Source organism: Paenibacillus sp. FSL H8-0168 (genome assembly GCF_038592955.1).
Lineage (GTDB): Bacteria > Bacillota > Bacilli > Paenibacillales > Paenibacillaceae > Paenibacillus > Paenibacillus polymyxa_B.
This window is the reverse complement of sequence record NZ_CP151948.1, coordinates 2241767-2264695: the sequence shown is the minus strand read 5'-3', so window position 1 is coordinate 2264695 and position 22929 is coordinate 2241767. Positions and strand designations below refer to the sequence as shown.

General features: G+C 45.4%; 26 protein-coding genes. All 26 read right to left on the bottom strand.

What is annotated here, in order from left to right; genetic code table 11:
* Positions 1–102: 102 nt before the first annotated feature.
* Positions 103–894 (bottom strand): phosphatidate cytidylyltransferase, encoded by a 792-nt coding sequence (locus MHI21_RS10705; RefSeq protein ID WP_029517015.1) that lies wholly within the window; start codon positions 892–894, stop codon positions 103–105.
* Positions 895–911: 17 nt separating this feature from the next.
* Positions 912–1679, bottom strand: coding sequence for an isoprenyl transferase (locus MHI21_RS10700; protein WP_023988210.1), 768 nt, complete (start codon positions 1677–1679; stop codon positions 912–914).
* A gap of 84 nt (positions 1680–1763) precedes the next feature.
* Positions 1764–2318: a ribosome recycling factor gene (frr, locus tag MHI21_RS10695; protein ID WP_029517013.1), complete on the bottom strand. Its 555-nt coding sequence runs from the start codon at positions 2316–2318 to the stop codon at positions 1764–1766.
* Positions 2318–3046 (bottom strand): UMP kinase, encoded by a 729-nt coding sequence (gene pyrH / locus MHI21_RS10690; RefSeq protein ID WP_013309918.1) that lies wholly within the window; start codon positions 3044–3046, stop codon positions 2318–2320. Before pyrH ends, frr begins: the two co-directional genes overlap by 1 nt.
* A gap of 121 nt (positions 3047–3167) precedes the next feature.
* A complete protein-coding gene (gene tsf / locus MHI21_RS10685) occupies positions 3168–3818 on the bottom strand; it encodes a translation elongation factor Ts (RefSeq protein WP_013309917.1) in 651 nt (216 codons plus the stop codon).
* 131 nt (positions 3819–3949) lie between these two features.
* Positions 3950–4648, bottom strand: a complete 699-nt coding sequence (gene rpsB / locus MHI21_RS10680) for a 30S ribosomal protein S2 (protein WP_013309916.1) — start codon at positions 4646–4648, stop codon at positions 3950–3952.
* A 253-nt stretch (positions 4649–4901) separates the two neighbouring features.
* On the bottom strand, positions 4902–5549 hold the full coding sequence (locus MHI21_RS10675) for a peptidase (RefSeq protein ID WP_342419976.1): 648 nt from the start codon (positions 5547–5549) through the stop codon (positions 4902–4904).
* Positions 5546–6187: a hypothetical protein gene (locus MHI21_RS10670; RefSeq protein ID WP_342419975.1), complete on the bottom strand. Its 642-nt coding sequence runs from the start codon at positions 6185–6187 to the stop codon at positions 5546–5548. The genes MHI21_RS10675 and MHI21_RS10670 overlap by 4 nt, the downstream gene beginning before the upstream one ends.
* Before the next feature lie 41 nt (positions 6188–6228).
* Positions 6229–6549 (bottom strand): hypothetical protein, encoded by a 321-nt coding sequence (locus MHI21_RS10665; RefSeq protein WP_342419974.1) that lies wholly within the window; start codon positions 6547–6549, stop codon positions 6229–6231.
* A gap of 79 nt (positions 6550–6628) precedes the next feature.
* Complete coding sequence (locus tag MHI21_RS10660) at positions 6629–8038, bottom strand: FapA family protein (RefSeq protein WP_342419973.1); 1410 nt, start codon at positions 8036–8038, stop codon at positions 6629–6631.
* Positions 8039–8082: 44 nt separating this feature from the next.
* Entirely contained in the window at positions 8083–8871 is a 789-nt protein-coding gene (locus MHI21_RS10655; RefSeq protein WP_013309911.1) for a FliA/WhiG family RNA polymerase sigma factor, read from the bottom strand.
* 14 nt (positions 8872–8885) lie between these two features.
* Positions 8886–9299, bottom strand: a complete 414-nt coding sequence (locus MHI21_RS10650; protein ID WP_322159323.1) for a hypothetical protein — start codon at positions 9297–9299, stop codon at positions 8886–8888.
* 2 nt (positions 9300–9301) lie between these two features.
* The gene (locus MHI21_RS10645; protein WP_010346358.1) at positions 9302–9799 is read right to left on the bottom strand and encodes a chemotaxis protein CheD; all 498 of its coding nucleotides are present in this window, start codon (positions 9797–9799) and stop codon (positions 9302–9304) included.
* Positions 9792–10418, bottom strand: a complete 627-nt coding sequence (locus MHI21_RS10640; RefSeq protein ID WP_023988204.1) for a chemotaxis protein CheC — start codon at positions 10416–10418, stop codon at positions 9792–9794. Before MHI21_RS10640 ends, MHI21_RS10645 begins: the two co-directional genes overlap by 8 nt.
* A gap of 3 nt (positions 10419–10421) precedes the next feature.
* Entirely contained in the window at positions 10422–10883 is a 462-nt protein-coding gene (locus tag MHI21_RS10635; protein WP_007430046.1) for a chemotaxis protein CheW, read from the bottom strand.
* A gap of 62 nt (positions 10884–10945) precedes the next feature.
* A complete protein-coding gene (locus MHI21_RS10630) occupies positions 10946–13042 on the bottom strand; it encodes a chemotaxis protein CheA (RefSeq protein WP_061829450.1) in 2097 nt (698 codons plus the stop codon).
* Positions 13043–13075: 33 nt separating this feature from the next.
* Positions 13076–14611: a chemotaxis protein CheB gene (locus MHI21_RS10625; RefSeq protein WP_342420200.1), complete on the bottom strand. Its 1536-nt coding sequence runs from the start codon at positions 14609–14611 to the stop codon at positions 13076–13078.
* 30 nt (positions 14612–14641) lie between these two features.
* Positions 14642–15529, bottom strand: a complete 888-nt coding sequence (locus MHI21_RS10620) for a MinD/ParA family protein (protein WP_341161708.1) — start codon at positions 15527–15529, stop codon at positions 14642–14644.
* Positions 15526–16968 (bottom strand): flagellar biosynthesis protein FlhF, encoded by a 1443-nt coding sequence (gene flhF, locus MHI21_RS10615; RefSeq protein WP_342419972.1) that lies wholly within the window; start codon positions 16966–16968, stop codon positions 15526–15528. The genes MHI21_RS10620 and flhF overlap by 4 nt, the downstream gene beginning before the upstream one ends.
* Positions 16965–18998, bottom strand: a complete 2034-nt coding sequence (flhA, locus tag MHI21_RS10610) for a flagellar biosynthesis protein FlhA (RefSeq protein ID WP_016820963.1) — start codon at positions 18996–18998, stop codon at positions 16965–16967. The genes flhF and flhA overlap by 4 nt, the downstream gene beginning before the upstream one ends.
* A gap of 23 nt (positions 18999–19021) precedes the next feature.
* Positions 19022–20134, bottom strand: coding sequence for a flagellar biosynthesis protein FlhB (gene flhB, locus MHI21_RS10605; protein WP_342419971.1), 1113 nt, complete (start codon positions 20132–20134; stop codon positions 19022–19024).
* Complete coding sequence (gene fliR, locus MHI21_RS10600; RefSeq protein ID WP_254325826.1) at positions 20134–20919, bottom strand: flagellar biosynthetic protein FliR; 786 nt, start codon at positions 20917–20919, stop codon at positions 20134–20136. Before fliR ends, flhB begins: the two co-directional genes overlap by 1 nt.
* Before the next feature lie 10 nt (positions 20920–20929).
* Positions 20930–21199, bottom strand: coding sequence for a flagellar biosynthesis protein FliQ (gene fliQ, locus MHI21_RS10595; protein ID WP_007430038.1), 270 nt, complete (start codon positions 21197–21199; stop codon positions 20930–20932).
* Between the two features lie 37 nt (positions 21200–21236).
* On the bottom strand, positions 21237–21992 hold the full coding sequence (gene fliP, locus MHI21_RS10590) for a flagellar type III secretion system pore protein FliP (RefSeq protein ID WP_013309901.1): 756 nt from the start codon (positions 21990–21992) through the stop codon (positions 21237–21239).
* The gene (locus MHI21_RS10585; protein WP_023988197.1) at positions 21989–22522 is read right to left on the bottom strand and encodes a flagellar biosynthetic protein FliO; all 534 of its coding nucleotides are present in this window, start codon (positions 22520–22522) and stop codon (positions 21989–21991) included. Before MHI21_RS10585 ends, fliP begins: the two co-directional genes overlap by 4 nt.
* 12 nt (positions 22523–22534) lie before the next feature.
* Positions 22535–22900 carry a response regulator gene (locus tag MHI21_RS10580; RefSeq protein WP_010346372.1) on the bottom strand — a complete coding sequence of 122 codons (366 nt, stop codon included), beginning with the start codon at positions 22898–22900 and terminating at the stop codon, positions 22535–22537.
* Between the last annotated feature and the right edge of the window lie 29 nt (positions 22901–22929).

The following is a 22929-nucleotide window of genomic DNA, read 5'->3' as shown; positions in this document are numbered from 1 at the left end:
ATTGATTGTTATTCAGGCAGTTATGCTACTGGTTCCAACCTTCTAGTAGCGCAGAGTGAGCAGCATAGAGATTAGCCTGAGCATAAACTGTAATCAACAGACTCATGGAAGCAGCATCAGCATATGTACAAATGGAAAAACGACAATCCAGCTGTCGCAGCGGTCTAGTATACCACCGTGCCCTGGCAGCAGATTACCAGAATCTTTAATGCCGTACACTCGTTTGTATGCAGATTGTACCAAATCGCCCAGTTGTCCCACAACTGCACAAGACAAACCGATGCCGATGGCTTTGCCCCATGGCAGCAGTCCACCCGATAATCCAGCGAATACAAGAGCTATAACCAACGCTAAAACAATGCCGCCAATGGATCCTTCGACCGTTTTGTTCGGACTGATCGCAGGCCATAATTTCGTCTTTCCTGCCATTTTGCCTACAAAATATGCCCCTGCATCACTTGCCCAAATACAAGCCAATAATAAAAATGTCCATAACAGTCCATGTTCCATATGACGTGATTCCGCAATATACGAAAATCCAAACCCTATATAAACGGTACCAAGAAATAATATAGCTACCGTTTGAATCGGGATTTTATTTTTGGTTCCTACCGTGATAATCATAAAAGCTATCATTACCAGCCAAAGCATACTGGCAAAGGGTAAGGGTGAGTGCAAACCAAAAGGTTCATACGGGAATACAAAAGCTAATATGCTTACGTATCCAAGTATTGCTGTACCTCCAAAAGGAGATACCTGCGTCATTCGTGCGAACTCATAAAATCCGATTAGGGCCATCGCCAATATAAGCAAATGGTAGGCCAAGCCGCCCCACAGGACCATCGCCAAAAAGAATATGCCTGCCAGAATACCGGTAATTAATCTCTGTCTCAACGGCTTTCATCCTCCATTTACTTCAGTCCGCCATACCGCCGTGTTCTTTGCTGATATTCGATCACTGCTTCGTATAAGTGTTCTTTCTTAAACTCAGGCCAATAAATATCAGTAAACCACAACTCACTGTAGGCAAGCTGCCAGAGCATAAAATTACTAAGTCTAAGCTCACCGCTTGTTCGAATCAGTAAATCAGGGTCTGGCATACCACTAGAAAGCAACGTATTACCGATCAGCTCAGATGTTATATCTTCTGTTTTAAGCTTCCCATCCGCAATTTGACGGCCCAATGTTTGCATGCATTCTGTGATTTCCAACCGACTTCCATAATTTAATGCAAAATTAAGAACAAGTCCGGTATTATTTTCAGTTCGTCGAGTCGCTTCAGTCAGCGCCTCAACGGTATGGGAAGGTAAATGTTCCTTATTGCCCATCATACGCACTTGCACATTTTTTTCAATCAGCTCATCCAGCTCAATAGCCAGAAATTCCTGCGGTAAGCGCATTAGAAAATCAACTTCGTCCTTTGGACGCGTCCAATTTTCAGTTGAAAATGCAAACAAAGTCAAATACTTAATACCCAGTTCATCCGCTGCAATTGCTGTGCGTTTCACTGCCTTCATTCCATTTTGGTGCCCTACAATCCGCGGCATTCCAATCCGTTTGGCCCATCTGCCGTTCCCATCCATGATGACAGCAACATGCTGCGGAATATTGTCTTTTGAAATGGCCGGTGTTTGCTGTTTTTGTTCCCCGTTCCACCAAGACCGAACCCGTTTGATCATTCCAGTTCCTCCAGCATTCTCTGAAAATGTGCCTCAGGCTTGAAAAGAGACAAACCCCACCGTAAGGGAGGGGCTGCCAATCTTTTAAACTTCCATAATTTCTTTTTCTTTTGCAGCTAAAACTTTATCCACTTCAGCGATAAACTTATCAGTTGTTTTCTGGATATCTTCCTGATGTTTACGAGATTCGTCCTCGGAAATATCACTTTTCTCCAATTTTTTGATGTCATCATTGGCATCACGACGAATGTTACGAATAGCGATCTTCGCTTCTTCACCGTTCTTCTTCGTCAACTTCACCAAGTCAGTTCTGCGTTCCTCCGTCAAAGCAGGAATGCTCAGACGAATGGTGTTACCATCATTCGAAGGTGTCAAACCTAAATCGGATTTTTGTATAGCGCGCTCGATATCGGCCAAGGAAGATTTGTCCCAAGGCTGAATCATCAAGGTCCGGCTGTCAGGTGTATTGATATTCGCCAGCTGGTTGACTGGAGTCATTGCACCATAATACTCTACCTGTACACGGTCCAGTAAAGCTGGTGTCGCCCGTCCTGCACGCAAAGATGCAAGATCACGTTGCAATGCTTGGATTGCTTTTTGCATGCGTTCCTCAGCACTCTTTTTCACAGATTGTGGCATTAATTTACACTCCCTTTGACGATCGTACCAATTTTCTCACCCAGCACGACACGTTTAATGTTACCTTGCTCTGTAATAGCAAAGACAATCAACGGAATATTGTTATCCATGCACAACGAGGAAGCGGTAGAATCCATGACACCGAGATTTTTGTTGAGCACATCCAAATACGTAAGCTGCTCATATTTCTCGGCTGTGCTATCTTTAAACGGATCAGCAGAATATACGCCATCCACTTTATTTTTAGCCATCAGAATTACTTCCGCTTCAATTTCAGCAGCACGTAGTGCAGCAGTAGTATCAGTCGAGAAGAACGGATTACCTGTACCTGCTGCAAAAATAACAACCCGACCTTTTTCCAAATGACGGATAGCTCTACGGCGGATATAAGGTTCAGCAATCTGTTGCATCGCAATGGATGTTTGTACGCGAGTAGGTACTTCAATCTGCTCCAAAGCATCCTGTAAGGCCAGTGAGTTCATCACTGTTGCCAGCATACCCATGTAATCTGCCGTGGCCCGGTCAATTCCGTTGGCACTTCCAGCAATACCACGCCAGATGTTACCGCCACCACACACGATAGCAACTTCTACTCCCAGTTCCACCACGTCTTTGACTTGTTCGGCAATGGACGCAATTGTATCCGCATCAATACCGTAACCGTTAGGACCTGACAGCGATTCACCACTAACTTTCAGGACAACACGCTTAAACACAGGTTTTTCCAAATGATCACCCTCCAATATCATTTATACTTTATGTAACAGGATAGGTGTCCTGTTGCAAGAAAAGGAACACTGATGTGTTCCATTTCCGTTTTTTCCATATGCAATTACCGTTCGTTGGTAATTATTGTTTCACTTGAGACATAACTTCTTCGTAGAAGTTATCTTCTTTTTTCTCCAGACCTTCACCCAGTTCAAAACGAACAAAGCGACGCAGAGAGATGTTTTCGCCAATTGTACTGATTTTTTCGTTGATAAGCGTGGAGATTGTTTTGTCTGGATCTTTGATGAAAGATTGCTCCAACAAGCAGAACTCCTCATAGAACTTACCAATGCGGCCTTCAACCATTTTTTCAACGATTTTCTCTGGTTTACCTTCGTTCAGAGCTTGTGCTTTCAGGATTTCTTTTTCTTTTTCGATTTCTTCCTGTGGCACTTCTTCACGACGAACATAACGAGGGTTCGATGCAGCGATATGCATTGCAATGTCGCGTACAAAATCTCTGAACTGGTCTGTTTTAGCTACGAAGTCTGTTTCGCAGTTCACTTCTACCAGTACGCCGATACGGCCGCCAGCATGAATGTAGGATTCAACAACACCTTCAGTAGCAATACGACCTGCTTTGTTGGCTGCAGCTGCAAGTCCTTTTTCGCGCAGAACTTCAACCGCTTTTGTCAAATCACCGTTTGCTTCTTCAAGCGCTTTTTTACAATCCAGCATTCCTGCGCCTGTTTTTTCACGAAGCTCTTTTACTGCGCTAGCATTAACTGCCATATTATTTCCCTCCAAATTTGATTTTCAGTGGTATACCGTGCTTTATTCCTTAAAAAAAGGGTAGTGAGAGGTTATACACCTGCCAACCACCCTTTTCATTTAATTCATATAGTTATTTCCTAATGGAAATGTTATGCTGTAGTTTCTTCGCCTTGGTTTGCTTCCATAACTGCATCAGCCATTTTACCTGTCAGCAATTTAACAGCGCGGATTGCGTCGTCATTACCTGGGATAACATAGTCGATTTCGTCTGGGTCGCAGTTTGTATCAACGATACCTACGATTGGGATACCCAATTTGCGAGCTTCAGCAACCGCGATACGTTCTTTGCGTGGATCAATGATGAACAGAGCACTCGGAAGGCCCTTCATGTTTTTGATACCGCCCAAGAATTTTTCAAGACGATCTTTTTCTTTGCGAAGAATGATAACTTCTTTTTTAGGAAGAACTGCAAATGTACCGTCTTCTTCCCAAGCTTCCAGTTGTTTCAAACGGTCAATACGTTTTTGAATCGTTTGGAAGTTAGTCAGCGTACCACCCAACCAACGTTGGTTAATGTAGAATTGACCAGCGCGTGCTGCTTCTTCTTTAACGGAATCTTGTGCTTGTTTCTTCGTGCCTACGAACAGAATTGTACCATTCTCAGCTGCAATGCTTTTTACGAAGTTGTAAGCTTCCTCAACCTTTTTCACTGTCTTTTGCAAGTCAATGATGTAAATACCGTTTCTTTCAGTGAAGATATAACGATCCATTTTCGGGTTCCAGCGACGTGTTTGGTGACCAAAGTGAACCCCAGCTTCCAAAAGCTGTTTCATGGAGATTACTGCCATCTTCACGCACCTCCTAAGTTTGGTTTTTTGTGTGTCCTCCGCCGACATCATTTTTCATAAAGACTTTCCATTGGAAAGCACCCTCTATAAAATTAACCGACGTGCGTTTTTAACACCGTCAATTAATATACCATAACACTTGCATCGTTGCAACCAACTTTTCGACAATAGTTGGAACAACGCAAAATGTGACGTTTTACGCCTCTTATCGAACTTGTCAGCATGAATAAAAGCCGTCCACTTCCCGGTCTGGTCAGTTGGACGGCTTTTTCGTAATTTTAGTAATAATAGAACTGAAATCCTCACCTTTAGCAAACTGATAGGTACCCGTACGAATTTTGGTATTGATTTTTTCGGCCTTAGCTGCTGCCTCAAATGCACTAGCATCCGACACAACCCCTGCCCGTTGCAATCCTAATGCCACACTTCTCAAATTGCTTCCCGATGCAATGCTATACTGCACTTGTGGCGTGGCAGGCTGCTTGGGAATGTTGGGAGTCGTTGTGGTGCCAGGCCTTTGAGTTTGCGGCTTATTCGGACTTTGTGGAATCGATGCGCTGGTCGAAGGTTTAGAAGCCGCCGAGGATGTGCTATTTGCAGGTACCTTTGGTGTTGACGGCGTTTGAGCTGGTTTAGCCTTTTGGGGTGCAACCGGAGTTTTGTTGCCTTCCTTGATCACCTTATTACGCCATTCCTCTTCTGTCATTTTCGGATCAGAACTGTCACTGATCTGAAGATTTAATTCGGCAGCTGCCTTTTCTAATTGCTCTCGCGTCATGTTTTTTGGGTCTGTTGAAGATTGCTGCGATTGTCCCTGACCGATCATTGCCAGTTGCAACAGCAATGCCCCTGTTATAAGGCCCGTACCCATGCCTAGCATAAATGAACGGTTTTTGATCACGTTACATCCTCCCGCTCCGCGAGTTGCAATATAAGCTGTACTTCCCCCCGCTGGATGCCTGATTGCTTGGCTATATAATCCAACGACTTGCCTTGCTCATGCAGCGCAAACAACCCTTGATAACGATCACGGATGGACTCTACTTCCTGCTCAGTTTCAGGGTCTTGCAATACTGTCTGCTCCTCCATCTCCTCCATAGTTACGAGAGGAGCTTCTGAATCAGAATAGCCTTCCTGTACAGACACTCCAGGTTGCGGACTTTGAAATTGACCGTAAGCAACCGCTGCCTGATGAGAAGTTACTGTATGTTGTATTTCCTTAGATACAGGCTCGGTTTGCATAGAAACAGTAGTAAACATAGCCTGGCGCTCAAGCTCCACGATACGGTTCCGAAGCTCAGCTACTTGTTCCTGTAATGCCGCCTGTTTAACTGTATACTCCTGCTTCATACCAGATACGAGCTCAATCAGCTCGTCATTGTCGTTTTCAATATCGGCCATATACTGCTCCAATGTGGCCTCGACCTTTTGAACGACGGCCTCTTCTGTTCCCCGGCCTGGCTGACGCTTAGGCAGAAGCCAGGCGTAGACAACAGCTGCAGCGCCCAGCAGAACAATATAAATCCATGGTTGATCCACTGCCCATCGTCTCCTTTAATAACGCTTCTCCACCTGTCGGATCAGAGCGAAAAATCAATATGGTGTCCCTTGTACGGATGCTCTGCCGGATGCTCCTTAGGCACCTCAGTCTCATCTGATTGGGAACGGCTCTGCTGGGAAGAAGCTCTGCTCTGTCCTCCCGTTTGCCGCTCACCGACGAATGTTTCTGCAGACTGATCTATGGCACTGCTTCGCTGACGCATGTTCTCTGTCTCCAGCGCGGCCTTTTGACCAAGCAATGCTTGGTCATTCATTGGCCGCTGCTGGGACTCACTTTGGTATTTTCCTGCTTCACTGGTGCGAGGTACGGCAATTTGCAATTCAACAGCCTTCAAGCTCATTGGACCACACCCTTTCCGATTGGGCATCCGTATCTGTCTTTCAAGGAATACAATGTTAAATGATTAACAGTGTGCTGAATTACACGTAGGAGGACATGCTGATGTCTCCCTCATGATAATAAAACGCCATTCTTTCCACTGAATCTTTAATAAATTTTGTATATCTGCCGATAACTATTTTAGAGCCACCGTAAATCACATTTTTAACTTCTACCCGTGCCCGGCTCGTATCCTCTAATGTTCGTTCAATTTCAAGCATTCTGGACTTGGTTTCCAAAAGCTCCTGTTCATTAGATTTTTTAGTAGACGTCAGCTTGATTCGCATAGCCATTCTTTCAGGTGCAAGCTGTCCGGCAGCGGCAAGCTGATCCAATATGGTAAGAGCCTTATTCGTTTTATCCTGACTGTCTGTCTGCTGCTTCAAACGTGCGCGGAGTTCTGTCAGTTCATCGCGCAGTTCGGGAAGCACACCCACTTCGATAACAGTAGCTGTGGACATCGTATTACCGATGGTACGAGCCACTACCTTTTTACCAGCTTGTACACTGCCACCTACGATAAGCCCTTTGGTCCCCTCGCAGAGTACATTTACACTCGCTTTAATCTGGGAATGCAAGATGCTCTGGGATACAAGTATATCGCCTCCCGCAATCACGTTACCATCTTGTATGAATGAGCATTTGACATTTTGTGCAGCTTTCACGAACCCCTTATGGTATCCGATAATACCGCCACTGATTTCCACTGAACCTTCCGCCTCAATTTCAGCGCCTTCCACACCACCGATGACACGAATGTCGCCAGCCGCCCGAACGCGAAACCCTGTCAAGACATTCCCACGAATGACGACGGTTCCAACAAAATCAATGTTACCGACACTATAATCGACGTCCCCGTTCACTTCATATACGGGGAACACATTAAGCTTGCCCTTTTCAGTCGTAGTCACCAGTCCGTCAATAGCCGCATACATGGCAACACCTTCCGGATGGATCACTACATTTTTTCCAACTTTAAAACGCGCCTCTCTACCTGGAAGAAAAGGAATTTCCTCTCCGGTTACAGCAATCCCCGGTACACCCGGCAGAGGATCAACTCGTTCGGCAATCAATTGTCCACGTTTTACATTTCTTAAACGAGTTAGTTCTTTATAATCCACCCGTCCATCTACGGTTTCAAGTGGCTTATGCGCATCTTCCCCAGTCACAATATCAGCCAGATTAATTTTTCCGTCTATGCCATGGATCGGCTGCTTTCCCTGAGCAATCAGTAATTTTCCGAAGAAATGATCTTCCGGATTTGCCGCAAATACGCGAATCGCATCGGTCATTAAACCGTAGGATATTTTTTGGTTGCTTAGAAAACGCTCTAATTCTTCCACAGAACAGGCAAAACCTTCTTCACGTTTGGCAAACTCCAAGTAGGCTGTTTGTTTGTCAGGTGAGACAACCACTTTTAAATACTGGTCCAAAGCATATTGCTTCTCCACAAGGGTGCTCCTTCCGTCTAACTGTTACTGTAACCTCCCGTACGTTAATCTTTACGCATTAGCAAATCCCGCTGTTTGTCCAATGTCGCTCTCAGACGTAATATTGCTTTGGAATGCAACTGTGAAATTCGCGATGGAGATAGCGACATGACCTCAGCGATTTCGCTGAGTGACAAATCCTCGTAATACAATAAAGAAACAACGATACGTTCTTTTTCAGTCAATTTATCAATGCCTTGTGCAAGGGCATCACGAAGTGTAAATTCATTGACCTTATGATCCGGATTTTTCGCCTTCTCGTCCACCAAAAGGGAAAGCCGTGTTTCCGATTCCTCTTCACGGATCGGGTCCTCCAGTGAGACAATCGACATAACGGCAACTTCCTGGATCATATTTTGAAACTCTTTTTCAGAAACGTCCAAATAATGGCTCATCTCTTCGTCGCTTACCGTGCGTAAATATCTTTGTTCCAGATGCTGGTAGGCATCCTCGATTTTTTTTGCTTTTTCCCTAACTGAACGAGGAACCCAATCCCCTTGACGAAGACCATCCAAAATCGCTCCGCGAACACGCCAAGAAGCATAAGTCTCAAACTGCAAACCACGCTCATAGTCAAATTTCTCTAAAGCGTCAATCAAACCCATAACGCCGTTACTCGCCAGATCATCCTTGGATACATTTTTGGGCAAGCCTACTGCAAGGCGGCCCGAAACATATTCCACAATATGGAGATACTTTTCAATTAACTGTTTTTTTGCTTCCTTGTCACCGTGTTCTTTCCATTGCTCCCATAGTTCGGAATGGTTTAAATGAGCGGCTTTACGCTCGTTCATCGGCTTCACCCTCCTTATTTGTCTGTCAGGTGACGAACGGCCTTGGCCAATTCTTCAGGGTCCTTGTTGGAAACCAGCTTAGGTGGGTTTAAAGGCGCGAAACCATTGTTCCCTTCGTCCGTCTGATCTGGTTTCGGTTTCAGCAATTCATTCAGGTTTTCATTCTCGTCTGGTGTCGTCAAGTCCAGATTCCCCCCTACGCCATCTACCTGAGAGCTTGCCCGGCTTTGGGCATTCCCCAGATCTGGCCGCGCTACAACACCTAGTGTCCAGCGCAGCACAAATGCAAGCAGGAACCAAAAAACGAAGGCGATCAAGCCACGAATTAAGCTCGTGGTCAGCAGATTGCTGCCAACGGACAACACAAAAGTCAGAATAAATCCGACTACTCCAGACCAAAGATTAATGCGTAAGCTGCCAAATAACATGTTTATAATTCCTTTACACCTTTTTGTACGCTTCGAATATTCAAAACGCCAGTTTCAGAGTCCAACTCAATCGTTCGTCCATAATTGCCGCCTGTGTCCTCCGCAATCAAGGGAATACCGAGATCTACGAGCATCTCTTTGCATGATTCTACATTGCGTGGACCAATGCGCATGGTATCTCCACTACCGGCAAAGGCGAACATCTGCGCTCCCCCTGCCATTTTGGCAATCAGTCTGCGTCGTTCAGCACCCAATTTCAGCATCCGCTCAAATAACTCGGGCAGCGCCGTATCGGCGTATTTAGCAATATTCAGTTGCCCTTCACGTGCAATATCCGAGGATGGTAGCATCACATGTGCCATACCTGCCAGTTTCAAGTGAGGATCGTAGAGAGTCAATCCGACGCAAGATCCGAGTCCTGTCGTGCGAATCGAGTTCGGGTTACTGGTAACATTTAAGTCAGCCATACCGACTTTAATGATGCTTTTATCCTCAATCATCGTTCATCGGGACTCCTAACGACCTAAAGATTTTCCCGAACGATTCTGGATCAGGAATCAGGAAAAATTGACCCTCTATCTGATTCTGCCCTTCCAGAAACGATGTGTCAATCAATAATGCAGCATCCCCCATCTGCCCAAACTGCAGCAGTCCATAGCTGAGAATTGCTCCTGCCATGTCCAACGCCAGCGCAGGGACTGTTGGATACATAGATAAACGCGTAAAGTCTGCCAGCGAAGACAAATATGAGCCTGCTAAAATGTTTCCGATCTCCGACAGGGCTGAGTGCTCCATTTCGTTAAAACTGTCCTCGTCATCTGAAGGAATATTTGCCAAACGGGAAAGTAAGCTTTTTGCCGCCTGAGGCTGCAATATGAAGAATAGATTCCCGGGGGCTTCCCCTTCTACCCTAAAAAATATGGCAACAACAAGTTGCTCATAGCCGCCGACTTTCTCGGCAATTTCCTCAAAGGGCAGCATTTGTACTTTGGGCACACCCATATCCACCGGTTTATTGAGAAGCCGGGAGAGCGCTGTAGCAGCGTTCCCCGAGCCAATGTTGCCGACTTCTTTCAACACATCCAACTTGAAGTCTTCAAGATTTCCTAGATTTTCCATATGTTAATCCTCTAAGCCTTCCAGTTGGTTCATCTCGCTACGATTCAGGACTTCAGACAAGTTCAGCATAATCAACAAGCGCTCTTCACCAATCTTAGCAACTCCACGAAGGTATTTAGCCTTAACTCCACCAATCACTTCCGGTGGTGTCTCAATATTGTCAGTATTCAGGTCAATAACGTCATTCGCTGAGTCAACGATAAAGCCGACTTGCATTTCACCCACTGCAACGATAATGATGCGAGTTTGATCGGTATATTCAGCTTCAGGTAATCCAAACCGGCCACGAAGATCAATAACCGGAATGACTACGCCTCTCATGTTGAATACGCCTTTAACAAAATCGTAGGTTCTTGGAACCCGTGTAATCGGCACCATGCGTTCAATAGATTGGACTTTTTCTACTTCAACACCGTATTCCTCTTCACCAAGCTTAAATACGATAACTTTAATTTCTTCTCCCATGTCTAAAAACCCTCCTTATTGATGTCAGCAACTTCACATTTCTTTCATTTTTGATGAAGACATTATTTAATGAAAACATTCGGGTCGATGATCAAAGCAACCTGACCGTCACCCAGAATCGTGGCGCCTGAAATTCCTTGGATGTTTGGAAGGTATTTGCCCAAATTTTTAAGGACAATTTCACTTTGTCCCAAAAAGTCCTGTACGGATAGAGCTGCCAGACGGTCTCCCTTGCGGATGACCACGACCTCTGTCTCTTCTTCTTCATCTTCATTGAAGTCCGGTACCTCGAACAGCTGACTCAAGGAGATGAGCGGGATATGAGAATCGCGGAAAGCAATCATTTTATTGCCATGTACTGAACGAATTTGTGTCCGCTTGACGATCGCAGTCTCCACAATGGATGACAATGGAATCGCATATTTTTCAGAACCGATCTGTATCATCATGGCTGCAATAATGGATAGGGTCAGCGGCAATTGCACAGAGAAATTAGTGCCTTGGCCCAGTGTAGAGTGAACCGTAACATTGCCACCCAAAGCGGTGATTTTGGATTTAACAACGTCCAAACCGACACCACGTCCTGATACGTCTGAAATGACTGCAGCTGTACTGAAGCCCGGAGCAAACAATACCTGATAGGCTTCCTCGTCGGTCATGACCGCTGCTTGCTCTGCCGTCAAAATCCCTTTAGAAATAGCACTGTTTAGTACCTTATCGCGATTAATACCATTTCCGTCATCTTCAATCTCGATGAATACGTTATTTCCGCTATGGAAAGCACGCAAGTGAACCGTTCCTGTCTCAGGTTTACCAGCTGCAATCCGGTCGGCTACCGACTCAATGCCATGGTCCACGGAGTTCCGAAGCAAATGCACTAGAGGATCGCCAATTTCGTCGATAACAGTGCGGTCCATTTCAGTCTCTGCTCCAGTAATAACCAAATCAAGTTTTTTATCTAGCGATTTGGCCAGATCGCGCACCATACGCGGGAAACGATTGAAAACAGTATCTACTGGTACCATCCGCAATTTAAGAACGACGTTTTGCAAATCGCTGCTCACACGACTCATGTGCTCTACCGTTTCTGTCAGTGCTGGATTGGAAGCTTCACTTGCCAACTGCTCTAACCGCACACGGTCAATGAGCAACTCGCTAAATAAGTTCATAAGTACATCCAGGCGTTCAATATCTACGCGAATCGTACGGTTATGCGTAGGCGCAGCTGCTTTAGCTGCTGGCGCTTTACCTGCTGCTGGCTTAGCCACAGAGGCCGCAGCTGGAGACTGCGGCTGGGATGGAGCGGGTGGTTGCACGGCAACAGGTGCTTCCTGCACCGCAGCAGCCTCAGCCAGTCCAGCAGTAACTTCGCTCATTTGTTTAAGCGATTCCTGATCTAGTTGTACCACTGAGACAGTGTCAATTTCAGAGATACCCGCGATTTCCTTTTCCAGCTCCCCAACTTCTTTCTGCGTTATGTAATATAACGAGAAGCTTTGCTCGAATTTCTCCTGCTCAATATCCTGTACCGACGGATAGGCCTTGACGATTTCACCAGAGTTTTCCAGCGTGTTGAACACCATAAAGGCACGTGCCGCTTTCAACTGGCTCTCTGAGCTGATTGTTACCTGTATATAGTGAACACGATGTCCTTCAGAAATAGATTGCTCCAGTACAGAATACTGGAACTGATCCAAGACAAGCCCAGCACTATCGTTTTTGTCCACTTTTTTAGATGGAGACTCCTCAGTTGCAGCATTTGTGCCGGACTTTTGGAAATCCCCACTCACAATGGATTGTAGTGAAGATACAATAGAGGAGACATCCGCTTTCCCGTCGCCTCCCTCTGTAATGTGCTGCACCATGGACTCCAAAGCATCCAATCCTTTAAATAAGGTATCGAATATAAATTCATGCATCGCCAGCTTGTTGTTACGTACCAGATCAAGAACGTTTTCCATTTGGTGAGTTAGCGATGCTAGGTCTTCAAATCCCATCGTAGCAGCCATTCCTTTGAGGGTATGGGCAGAACGGAAAATCACCTGAACGATGCCTAGATCGGTTGGATTGCTTTCCAGTTGAAGCATTTTTTCGTTAAGAGATTGCAGATGATCATTCGACTCATCAATAAACATGTTTAAATATTGGTTCATGTCCATTGTGAGACACCTCCTCCATGAGTTACACTCCGATTATTTCACAACTTGTACAAGCTTGGGGGCGATCTCCTGCATTGGCAGAAGGTGACGCACACATTTTAACTCTACTGCTGAGCGGGGCATTCCGTACACTACACAAGTTTCCTCATTTTCAGCAAATGTGGATTGTACCCCAGCATCATAAAGCTTTTTCATCATTTTGGCCCCATCGCTCCCCATTCCAGTGAGCAATACTAGATGCCGCTCCAACGAGGTTAACGAGAGCAACGATTCAAACATCGTATCTACGGAAGGACGGTGACCATTGCGAGCTTCCTCCATCTTCAGTGACACAGTGTATTTACCACCGGCTCCTGGCACAATTCTTAGTTGATATCCCCCTGGGGCAATGTAGGCCGTTCCAGTCTCCAGCGTCATTCCCTGCTCAGCCTCCACAACTCGGAGTGGACTTAACGTGTTCAAGCGTTGTGCCAGCGAACGAGTGAAGTTTGGCGGCATATGCTGAACGATAACGATTGGAGCAGGAAAATCACCAGGAATGCGTTCCAACAGCGTCTTAAGCGCCCGCGGACCGCCCGTAGAACATCCCACCGCCACCAGTTTGCGAAAGCTGGACGTATGCACACCTTTTTTAAGAGAAAATCCTTTAGGTGCGGCAGGAACTGTAGGTGCCGTTACTGGAGGCGTAGCAGCCGCTGGAATAGGAGTAGCTGATGAACTCACCGTCTTACGGGGCTCCGGCTTAACCAGCCCTACTTTATCCTTACCATGCAGCGATTTGTCAGCGGCCGTATTAGAACTGTTTAGTTTACCAGGTGTTCGTCCCATCCCCTTGGACAAGTCTTCCTTCTTCTGAACAGTAGATGCTTGGACTGACTTGCTTGGCTGAGCAGCTGGCTGTTCTATGCGCCCCGCCGTAACAGATGTTCCAGACTGTTGTCGTTTCGTTTCCTGCTTGGCTGCTGCCGGGACGGACTTGCCAGCATCACGCTTCGGCTGAGTTGATACAGCAGGTGAAGGAGCAACCGGAGGCTTGTCTATCGAAGCTTGACTGCCTGCTCGTTTCTCAGTCACAGCCTGTCCTGTAGGCTTTTCCTGTGGCACTTTTTTCGCTTGTTCCAATGCAGCTTTGCGCTCATTAGCTTCCTTGCGCTCCAGGCGGCTCCGCACTGCTTGCATAGCAGTGTGCATCTGTTCCAGCAGCGCCTTGCTCACTTGCTCGATATCTTGTGCATGAGCAATGGAAGGCTTTCTTATAAAATCGAAAGCTCCTGCCTCCAAAGCCATGATGGTCTCCTTCATGCCTTGTTCATTAATGCCTGACAGCATAATAACAGGTAGCGGATGGGCTGCCATAATCAATGGCAATGCTTCAAGACCATTCATTTCAGGCATCTCGACATCCATGGTGACCAAATCGGGCTGCAATTCCTTCACTTTCTCTACAGCCTCTTTGCCATTGGCGGCTGTACCTACGATGTTGAACGACTCATCCCTTACAATTAAATCTGTAATAATTTTGCGCATAAAGGCCGAATCATCTACAACCAGCACCCGGTAAGCACACATGTTAAACACCTCTGTTTCCTCTCATCAAAATCAATGTACAGAACGTCGCAACCATTTTTGCATAAACCCTTTAATTCCACTCAATGCACCTGATTGCGGAATCTGTGGCATTGCTGCAAAACGGTGTGCCAGATTCAATACATCTCTTGAAGCCGCACATCCCGGAAAAGCAACCATAAAAGGTACTTGCCTTTTGACTGCTTGCATGACATGAGTATCATCACTGATATGCCCAAGCAACGGGATTTCGATCTCCAAAAAGCGTTTCGCAACCAGTGCGATCTTATCGGCAACTTGACGGGCCTCATTATCGTTATCGGCACGATTGACTATAATTTTGAATACCGTATCCTTTTGCAACCCGCTGACGACTTTAATTAGCGCATACGCATCTGTTAAGGACGTCGGTTCCGGTGTGGTTACGACCAGGCATTCATCAGCTGAAGTGATGAATTTAAGGTTTTCTTTAGATAAACCTGCACCTGTATCAAATAGAATGTAATCCATATCTGCCGCCATTTTTTCTACTTCTTCGGCAAAATAATTCAGATCGTCATCCGATAACGTAAACAATTCGCTCAAGCCCGATCCTCCAGCAATATAAGGCAAACCACCTATACCCGTTTGAATAATTTCATCAATTGATTTCTCACGTTTTAACAGGTGAAGAAGATTGTATTGTGAATTGGCCCCCATTAAGACATCAATATTGGCCATACCGATATCAGCATCAAACACAAGTACCTTTCGACCAAGGGATTGCAGAGCCAGAGCAAAATTCAGCGTAAAATTGGATTTGCCCACCCCGCCTTTGCCACTGGTAATCGTTATAATTTGGGCTTGACGATTACGTGGGGGCAATCGATATTTATCCAAGGAAGAAGCCATTTGTCTAAGTGATTGGGCTTGGTCACTCATATGGAATCTCCGTTAGCTCCTGATGATGCTTTGGGTCCAAGCAGCATGCTTGTCACCATTTCTGTATCGGGATGAAGCAGGTCGTCAGGAACATTTTGTCCATTGGTAATATAGGCCAGTTGCATCGGAAATTGATACAAAAGATTAAACATTCCACCGCAGCTACCTGTCTCGTCCATCTTAGTAAATACAACCTTACCAAGACCAAACTTACTGAAATGTCCAGTTATATTGAGCATATCTTTGCTTTTGGATGTGAGGCTGAGTACCAGATACGTCTCACTTTCATTAATAGGCGAAAGCAGACTTTGCAGTTCCGAAACAAGTAATTCATTACGATAATTTCGTCCTGCGGTGTCCATGAGGATCAGGTCACAATGTTCCAGACGTTGAATGGCTCTGTGGACGTCACCGGGAGACTGCACAACTTCAAGCGGTACATTCAAAATCGTAGCATATGTACGCAGTTGCTCGACGGCTGAAATCCGGTACGTGTCAGAAGTAATAAATCCAACTTTGCGATGATGCTTAAACAACTGCTCTGCTGCTAACTTGGCAATGGTTGTCGTTTTCCCTACTCCAGTAGGACCTGCCACATACACAACTTTGGTATCTTTGGAGATCCCTTTGTCCAGTCTTGTCTGAATAAAACTGGCCACTTCCTCACGAAAGGCTTTTTCCCAATCAAAAGTTTCAGGCGCAAAAGGATGCTCACTCCGGCGCACATATACCTGTTCGAGCCAATACTCCAGTAAATCGCGTTCCACTTCCTGCTCCAGCACACGCTCACAAATCTCTTGCAGCGGCTCCGGCCAAGTACTTTCCAATGAAGAATTTCGGGAAAACCGAGTCATCATAGCCTTCATTTCCCGCAATTCATTAAGCAGAGCCTGATTTTCCTCTGCTCCGCTCTTCTCTGGAACACTTACTTCAATGGGCTGTTTAAACAGTTCACTGGATGATTTCATGTTCGAAAGCAATGCTTCATGATCAAGTACTTGAGACATAGTCTCCAGATTATTAGCAGGCCTAGATAACAAATGCTCAGTTGCTGAAGCTGCCTGTTCTGCATCATTCGTTAATTCAGCTTGTTCTTCTTTGGAACCACCCGTCATCTGCGTTACCCGCCGATAAGCTTCTGGAGCAGCTTGTCTGGGAACCACAGGCATAAATGATTTTTCTGACTGTTCAGGAGCATTCATTGAAGATGAAGCCGCCTGGGCAAGCTCTTGTGAAGATGATCCAAACCGTCGTGGCTTTTGAGGTTGTCTCTCCTCTACCGCAGCTACCACTTCGATTTTCTTTTTACTGAACATTCCCATGAAACCGCCGACCTTCATTTCCTTTGTACTTAAAATGACGGCGTCTGTTCCTAAGTCACCCCTGATTTGCAGCATAGCTTCTGGCATGGTATCCACTACATAGCGTTTCACTCTCATAAGTTCACCACCCCGACACTTTGAATTTCAACGTTCGGCTCCAGCTCACTGTACGACAGTACCGGGACATCCTGCATAGTCCGCTCCATCACTTGCCGCAAATACATCCGAATTGTCGGTGACGTTAACACAATAGGCTGCTGTCCAGATTGAATGAGACGGTTGATTTGCTCCATCATCCTTTGATACACCGTTTGCGTAGACACCGGATCAAGAGCCAAATAGCTACCTTGCTCCGACTGTTGCACGCTTTCAGCAATTTTCTTCTCCAATCCTGGTCCCACTGTAATAACGCGTAACGTCTCCCCTTGTTGGGCAAATTGCTGCGTAATCTGTCGGGACAACGCCTGACGGACATATTCAGTCAGCACGTCGGGATCTTTTGTATAAGTACCGTAGTCAGCTAGCGTTTCGAAAATAGTCACCATATCGCGAATGGAGATTTTTTCTTTCAACAGCTTGGCTAACACTTTTTGTACATCCCCAATCGCAAGCACAGAAGGAATAAGGTCGTCCACCAGCACTGGATAATTCTCTTTGAGATTGTCGACCAGCGACCGTGTTTCCTGTCTGCCAAGCAACTCATGAGCATGTTTCTTAATCGTCTCCGTAAGATGAGTAGCTACAACTGAAGGTGGATCAACTACGGTATAACCCGATAGTTCCGCAACATCCTTGGTGTTTTCATCAATCCAGAGCGCGGGCAATCCGAAGGCCGGTTCTGTCGTTTCAATCCCTGTAATAGAATCATCGTCGTATCCCGGACTCATAGCCAGGTAATGATTTAACAGAAGCTCCCCGCCGCCCACGGTATTACCTTTAATTTTAATGACATATTCGTTAGGCTTGAGCTGAATGTTATCCCGAATACGAATGACCGGCACAACCAAACCCAGCTCCAAAGCACATTGACGACGGATCATAATAATCCGATCCAATAAATCCCCGCCCTGCTGTGTATCCGCCAGCGGAATTAACCCGTATCCAAATTCAAATTCAATTGGATCTACCTGAAGCAGATTAATGACACTTTCTGGACTACGGACTTCTTCAATTTGTTGCTCCTCTTCCAGCTGTTCATCGGCTATCTGCTTGCGTTCCATATTGCCCTGCATTCTTCGAGCCGCGAAAAACAGCAGAATCGCCAGTGGAAGAGTTGTAATGATATGAATAGGCGTGAAGAGGCCCAATAATGCAATTGTGGCAGCCACAATGTAGATCAGTTTTGGATAAGAAAAGAGCTGTCCAGTTAAATCCTCTGCCAAGTTGCCATCCGACGTAGCCCGCGTAACAATCAAGCCTGACGCCGTGGATATGAGCAGTGCGGGAATCTGGCTGACCAGTCCGTCACCAATGGTGAGTACAGAATAAGTCGACAGCGCCTCTTGAAATCCTTTCCCCTGAACGGCCATACCGATAATAAAGCCGCCGACCAAGTTAATGATCAAAATGATAATACTAGCAATGGCATCACCTTTAACGAATTTACTCGCACCATCCATCGCTCCGTAAAAATCAGCTTCCCGTTCGATTTTACTGCGTCGTTCACGGGCTTGCTGCTCATTGATCAAACCTGCATTCAGATCAGCATCAATACTCATTTGTTTACCCGGCATCGCATCCAATGTAAACCGTGCGCCTACCTCAGCAACCCGCTCAGATCCCTTGGTGATAACAATGAACTGTACGACCACGAGAATGAGAAAGACAACAAAACCGACGGCAATTTGCCCTCCTGCAATCCAACTACCAAACGTAGCAACTACTTCCCCTGCATGTCCCTCACCTAAAATAAGTTTGGTTGTAGAGATATTAAGTGCCAAACGAAACAACGTTGTAATGAGCAGCAATGAAGGGAAAATAGAAAACTGTAAAGCTTCCTTCGTATTCATAGAAACGAGTAGAATCATCAAAGCAATAGAAATATTAATGACGAGTAGGATATCCAGCAGCCATGATGGGATCGGGAGAATCATCATAAGAACGATACCGATGACGCCTGCAAGGACAGTTATTTCTTTTATTTTCACGGGTCTCTAGCCCTCCGATCCCTTTATTTCACTTTACCTTTTAATTTATATACATACGCCAGCACTTCGGCAACGGCCTGGAACAGATCAGCTGGTATCGCATCCCCGATTTCGGCTCGTTGAAACAGCGCCCGCGCCAGCGGCTTGTTTTCCATCGTTATTACGCCGTTTTGCTTGGCAATTTCTTTAATTCGGAGTGCAACGTAATCTTGCCCTTTCGCAATAATCTGCGGCGCTTCCATCTCCGAACCGTCATATTTCAAAGCCACAGCAAAGTGCGTAGGGTTGGTGATGATGACATCTGCATTAGGAACCTCCTGCATCATACGCTGCATAGCCATACGGCGCTGACGCTCGCGAATTTTCCCCTTGATCAGCGGGTCACCCTCCATTTTCTTGTATTCATCCTTAATGTCCTGCTTGGACATTTTCAGGTTTTTCTCATGCTCGTAACGTTGATACATATAATCCAACACCGCTAAAACGAACAGCACCACACCAATTTTGAGTCCCAGTTCCATTGTTAATGAAGCTGTAAAGCTCAACATCTGATCGCCGGACATTTCAGCTAGTTTGGGTAGGTCAGCCTTTGTTTTCCAGAGTACGCTGTACACCAGATAACCAATTACGGTCATCTTTAAAACAGATTTCAGGAATTCAACCAATGACCTCATGGAAAAAATATTTTTGAATCCTTTAATCGGATCAATCTTGCTAAACTTGGGCGTAACGCCCTCTCCGGTTAATAAAAAACCGATCTGCATGTAATTTGCTACTATCCCGATGACAATAGCCCCAATAAAAATAGGTGCCAGCATAATCAAGATTTGCACGCCATACTCGCCCATCATCAGCAGCGTTGTGTTCGGCGTTACCTCCATAGAGAGCCGATTCACAAAAATATCTCGAAATAGTCGAACTGCATGATCCTTAAAATACCCGCCGAAAATCATGAGGCAAAAAAACGTAACCAGCAGGACACCAGCGGCGGGCAACTCCATGCTTTTGGCAACCTGCCCTTTTTGTCTTGCATCCTGTTTCTTTTTGGGTGTAGCTTTTTCCGTTTTTTCCCCTGAGAACAACTGCAGGTTCATAGCATATTTAAATGACAAACTACGTTCCTCCAGACCAGACATTAAGGACGATTACCCATAATATCCAACAAGTTGCGCATGGATTCGAACATCACTGAAAACAATCTTTCGAATATAAAAGCAAAACTTGGCATGAGAAGCAGTAACATGAACAGTCCCACAATAATTTTAAGAGGTACACCAATAACAAAAATGTTGAATTGTGGCGCTGTTTTAGCTAAAAAACCAAGTCCCACATCTGTTAAAAAGGTAGCCACTACAATGGGAGCAGCAATTTGAAAAGCAAGCATAAATGATTCCGCAAAAGAACGTACCAGGAATTCAGTTACACTGCCACCATACAGCTTTACAAAAAAATCATTTGTCAACGGTACCCAATCATAGCTGTATAAGATAGCATTTAGCAGATGATGGTGCCCATTTATACTTAAAAAGAACAATACTGCAATGGCAAACTTAAAATTCCCCGTTAAAGGCGTTGAAGCCCCTGTCATAGGATCAAACACACTCGCCATTCCGAAGCCCACCTGTAGATCTATAAATGAACCTGCAGTTTGGATCGCTGTCATGAACAGATATGCAGTAAACCCCAATAACAACCCAATCAGCACTTCACGACCCACTAACAGCACGTACGATACATCGGTCGGTACCTGTTGATGCGTACCATATGTAAGATACACGACCAAAGCTAGAAATCCTGAAATTCCAACCTTAAAGATATTAGGTACCCCTCGGGTTGAAAAAATAGGCGCTACTACAAAAAATGAGGTAATCCGACAAAAAATCAGTAAAAAAACAGGAAAACTCTGTAACAATATGTTCATAACATTCAGCCTAACCTATATATTTGTACAAATTGTCTAGAATGTTATACGTAAAGTCCACTAATGTGGTCAATATCCAGGGCCCGAACAAAAGCAATGCCAGCAATACGGCGACAATCTTCGGAACAAAGGCCAGTGTTTGCTCCTGAATTTGGGTTGTCGCCTGAAAAATACTGATAATCAAACCCACGACTAGCCCCAAAATCAGCATCGGAGCGCTCACCTTGAGTACAATGTACACCGCTTGCCCAGCCAGGGAAATAATAAACTCCGAAGTCATTGCCGTCCTCCTTGATTGCTGTCCTTGCATGAAGTATTCATGTGTTAAAACTCAGAAGCAATGATTTGACAACCAAATACCAACCATCTACAAGTACGAAAAGCAGTATCTTAAAAGGAAGTGAAATCATTACTGGTGGTAGCATCATCATCCCCATAGCCATGAGTGTACTCGACACCACAATGTCTATAACTAAAAACGGTATGAAAATCATAAAGCCCATCTGAAATGCCGTCTTCAACTCACTGATTGCATAAGCTGGAACCATCACCGTTAGTGGAATATCCTGATAATTCTTTGGTTTTTCCATTTTGGTGTATTTCATAAAGAGTAGTAGATCCTTCTCACGTGTATGAGAGAACATAAAGGTCTTGATCGGTACCGATGCCTTATCCAGCGCCTGAGACTGTGTTATATCCCCCTTGAGATACGGCTGAAGTGCAGTTTCATTCATAGCTGAGAACGTCGGTGCCATAATGAATAAAGTGAGAAACAAAGCCAATCCGACAAGCACCTGATTAGGCGGCATCTGCTGGGTTCCCAGCGAAGTTCGCACAAAGCCAAGCACAATCACAATTCGCGTAAAACTTGTCATAAGTACAAGCAACGCGGGCGCTACACTAATGACAGTAATAAGTAAAATAATAGACAGCGAGGTGGCACCGGGCTGTCCTTTGTCCGAATTGCCGACTTGAATATCAATGTTCGGAATCGGTTCCGCAGAGGCCGCCGTCACCGAAATGAAGCTGAACAAGACAAGCAGCAAACATGCAAGTATAATCTTTTTTCTCATGAATCTCCCGACCGATCTGTAGTATTCTCCTCATTGCGCAGCTTTTCAAGTTTATCCTTGCGATTCGGCATTTGCCGAAGCTTGGATTCAAACATCTCATGAAAAGATGTCTCCTCTTCAGGCTGCTGCTGTGCCGCGTTGTTCCGGCGAAGCTTATCCGCAATTTTAGCGAATAGCGGGGCAATCGGGCCGCGCTGCAGAGAAGCTTCCTGCTCCAGTGCGGCCAAAATTTGCTCCACTTCTTCAGGATCGGATACTTTGTCAACAAGCCGGATATCTTCTCCCACACCAATGAGGTACACACTGCTACCAACTTCAACAAGCTGAAGGGATTTATTGGGACCAAGTCCAACGCCTCCCAGTATGCGAACGGAGCGGTTGCTGAACCAGCTCTGATTTCTTTTACTCAAAAACCGTATCAAGTACACGATCAGTACGATGATAAAGATTAGCACGAAAAGGACCCAGGCAATGTTGCCTATATTGCTGGATGTACTCAATGCGTCAGAGGCACCCTGTTGTGTATCCATACTGGGTGCGCCTTACACACCCAGTGTTTTGTTGATGGCTTCGATAACCCGATCCGATTGGAAAGGCTTAACGATAAAATCTTTTGCGCCAGCTTGAATGGCATCAATAACCATTGCTTGCTGACCCATCGCGGAACACATGATAACCTTTGCGTTCGCGTCAATTTGTTTGATTTCCTTCAGAGCGGCAATGCCGTCCATTTCAGGCATCGTGATATCCATCGTAATCAGGTCCGGACGAAGCTCCTTGAATTTTTCAATGGCCTGTGATCCGTCCTGGGCCTCTCCTACTACTTCAAATCCATTTTTGGACAGGATGTCCCGAATCATCATTCTCATAAATGCAGCATCGTCCACGATCAAAATACGGTTTGCCATCTGAAATAAATCCTCCCTAAATTATGCTT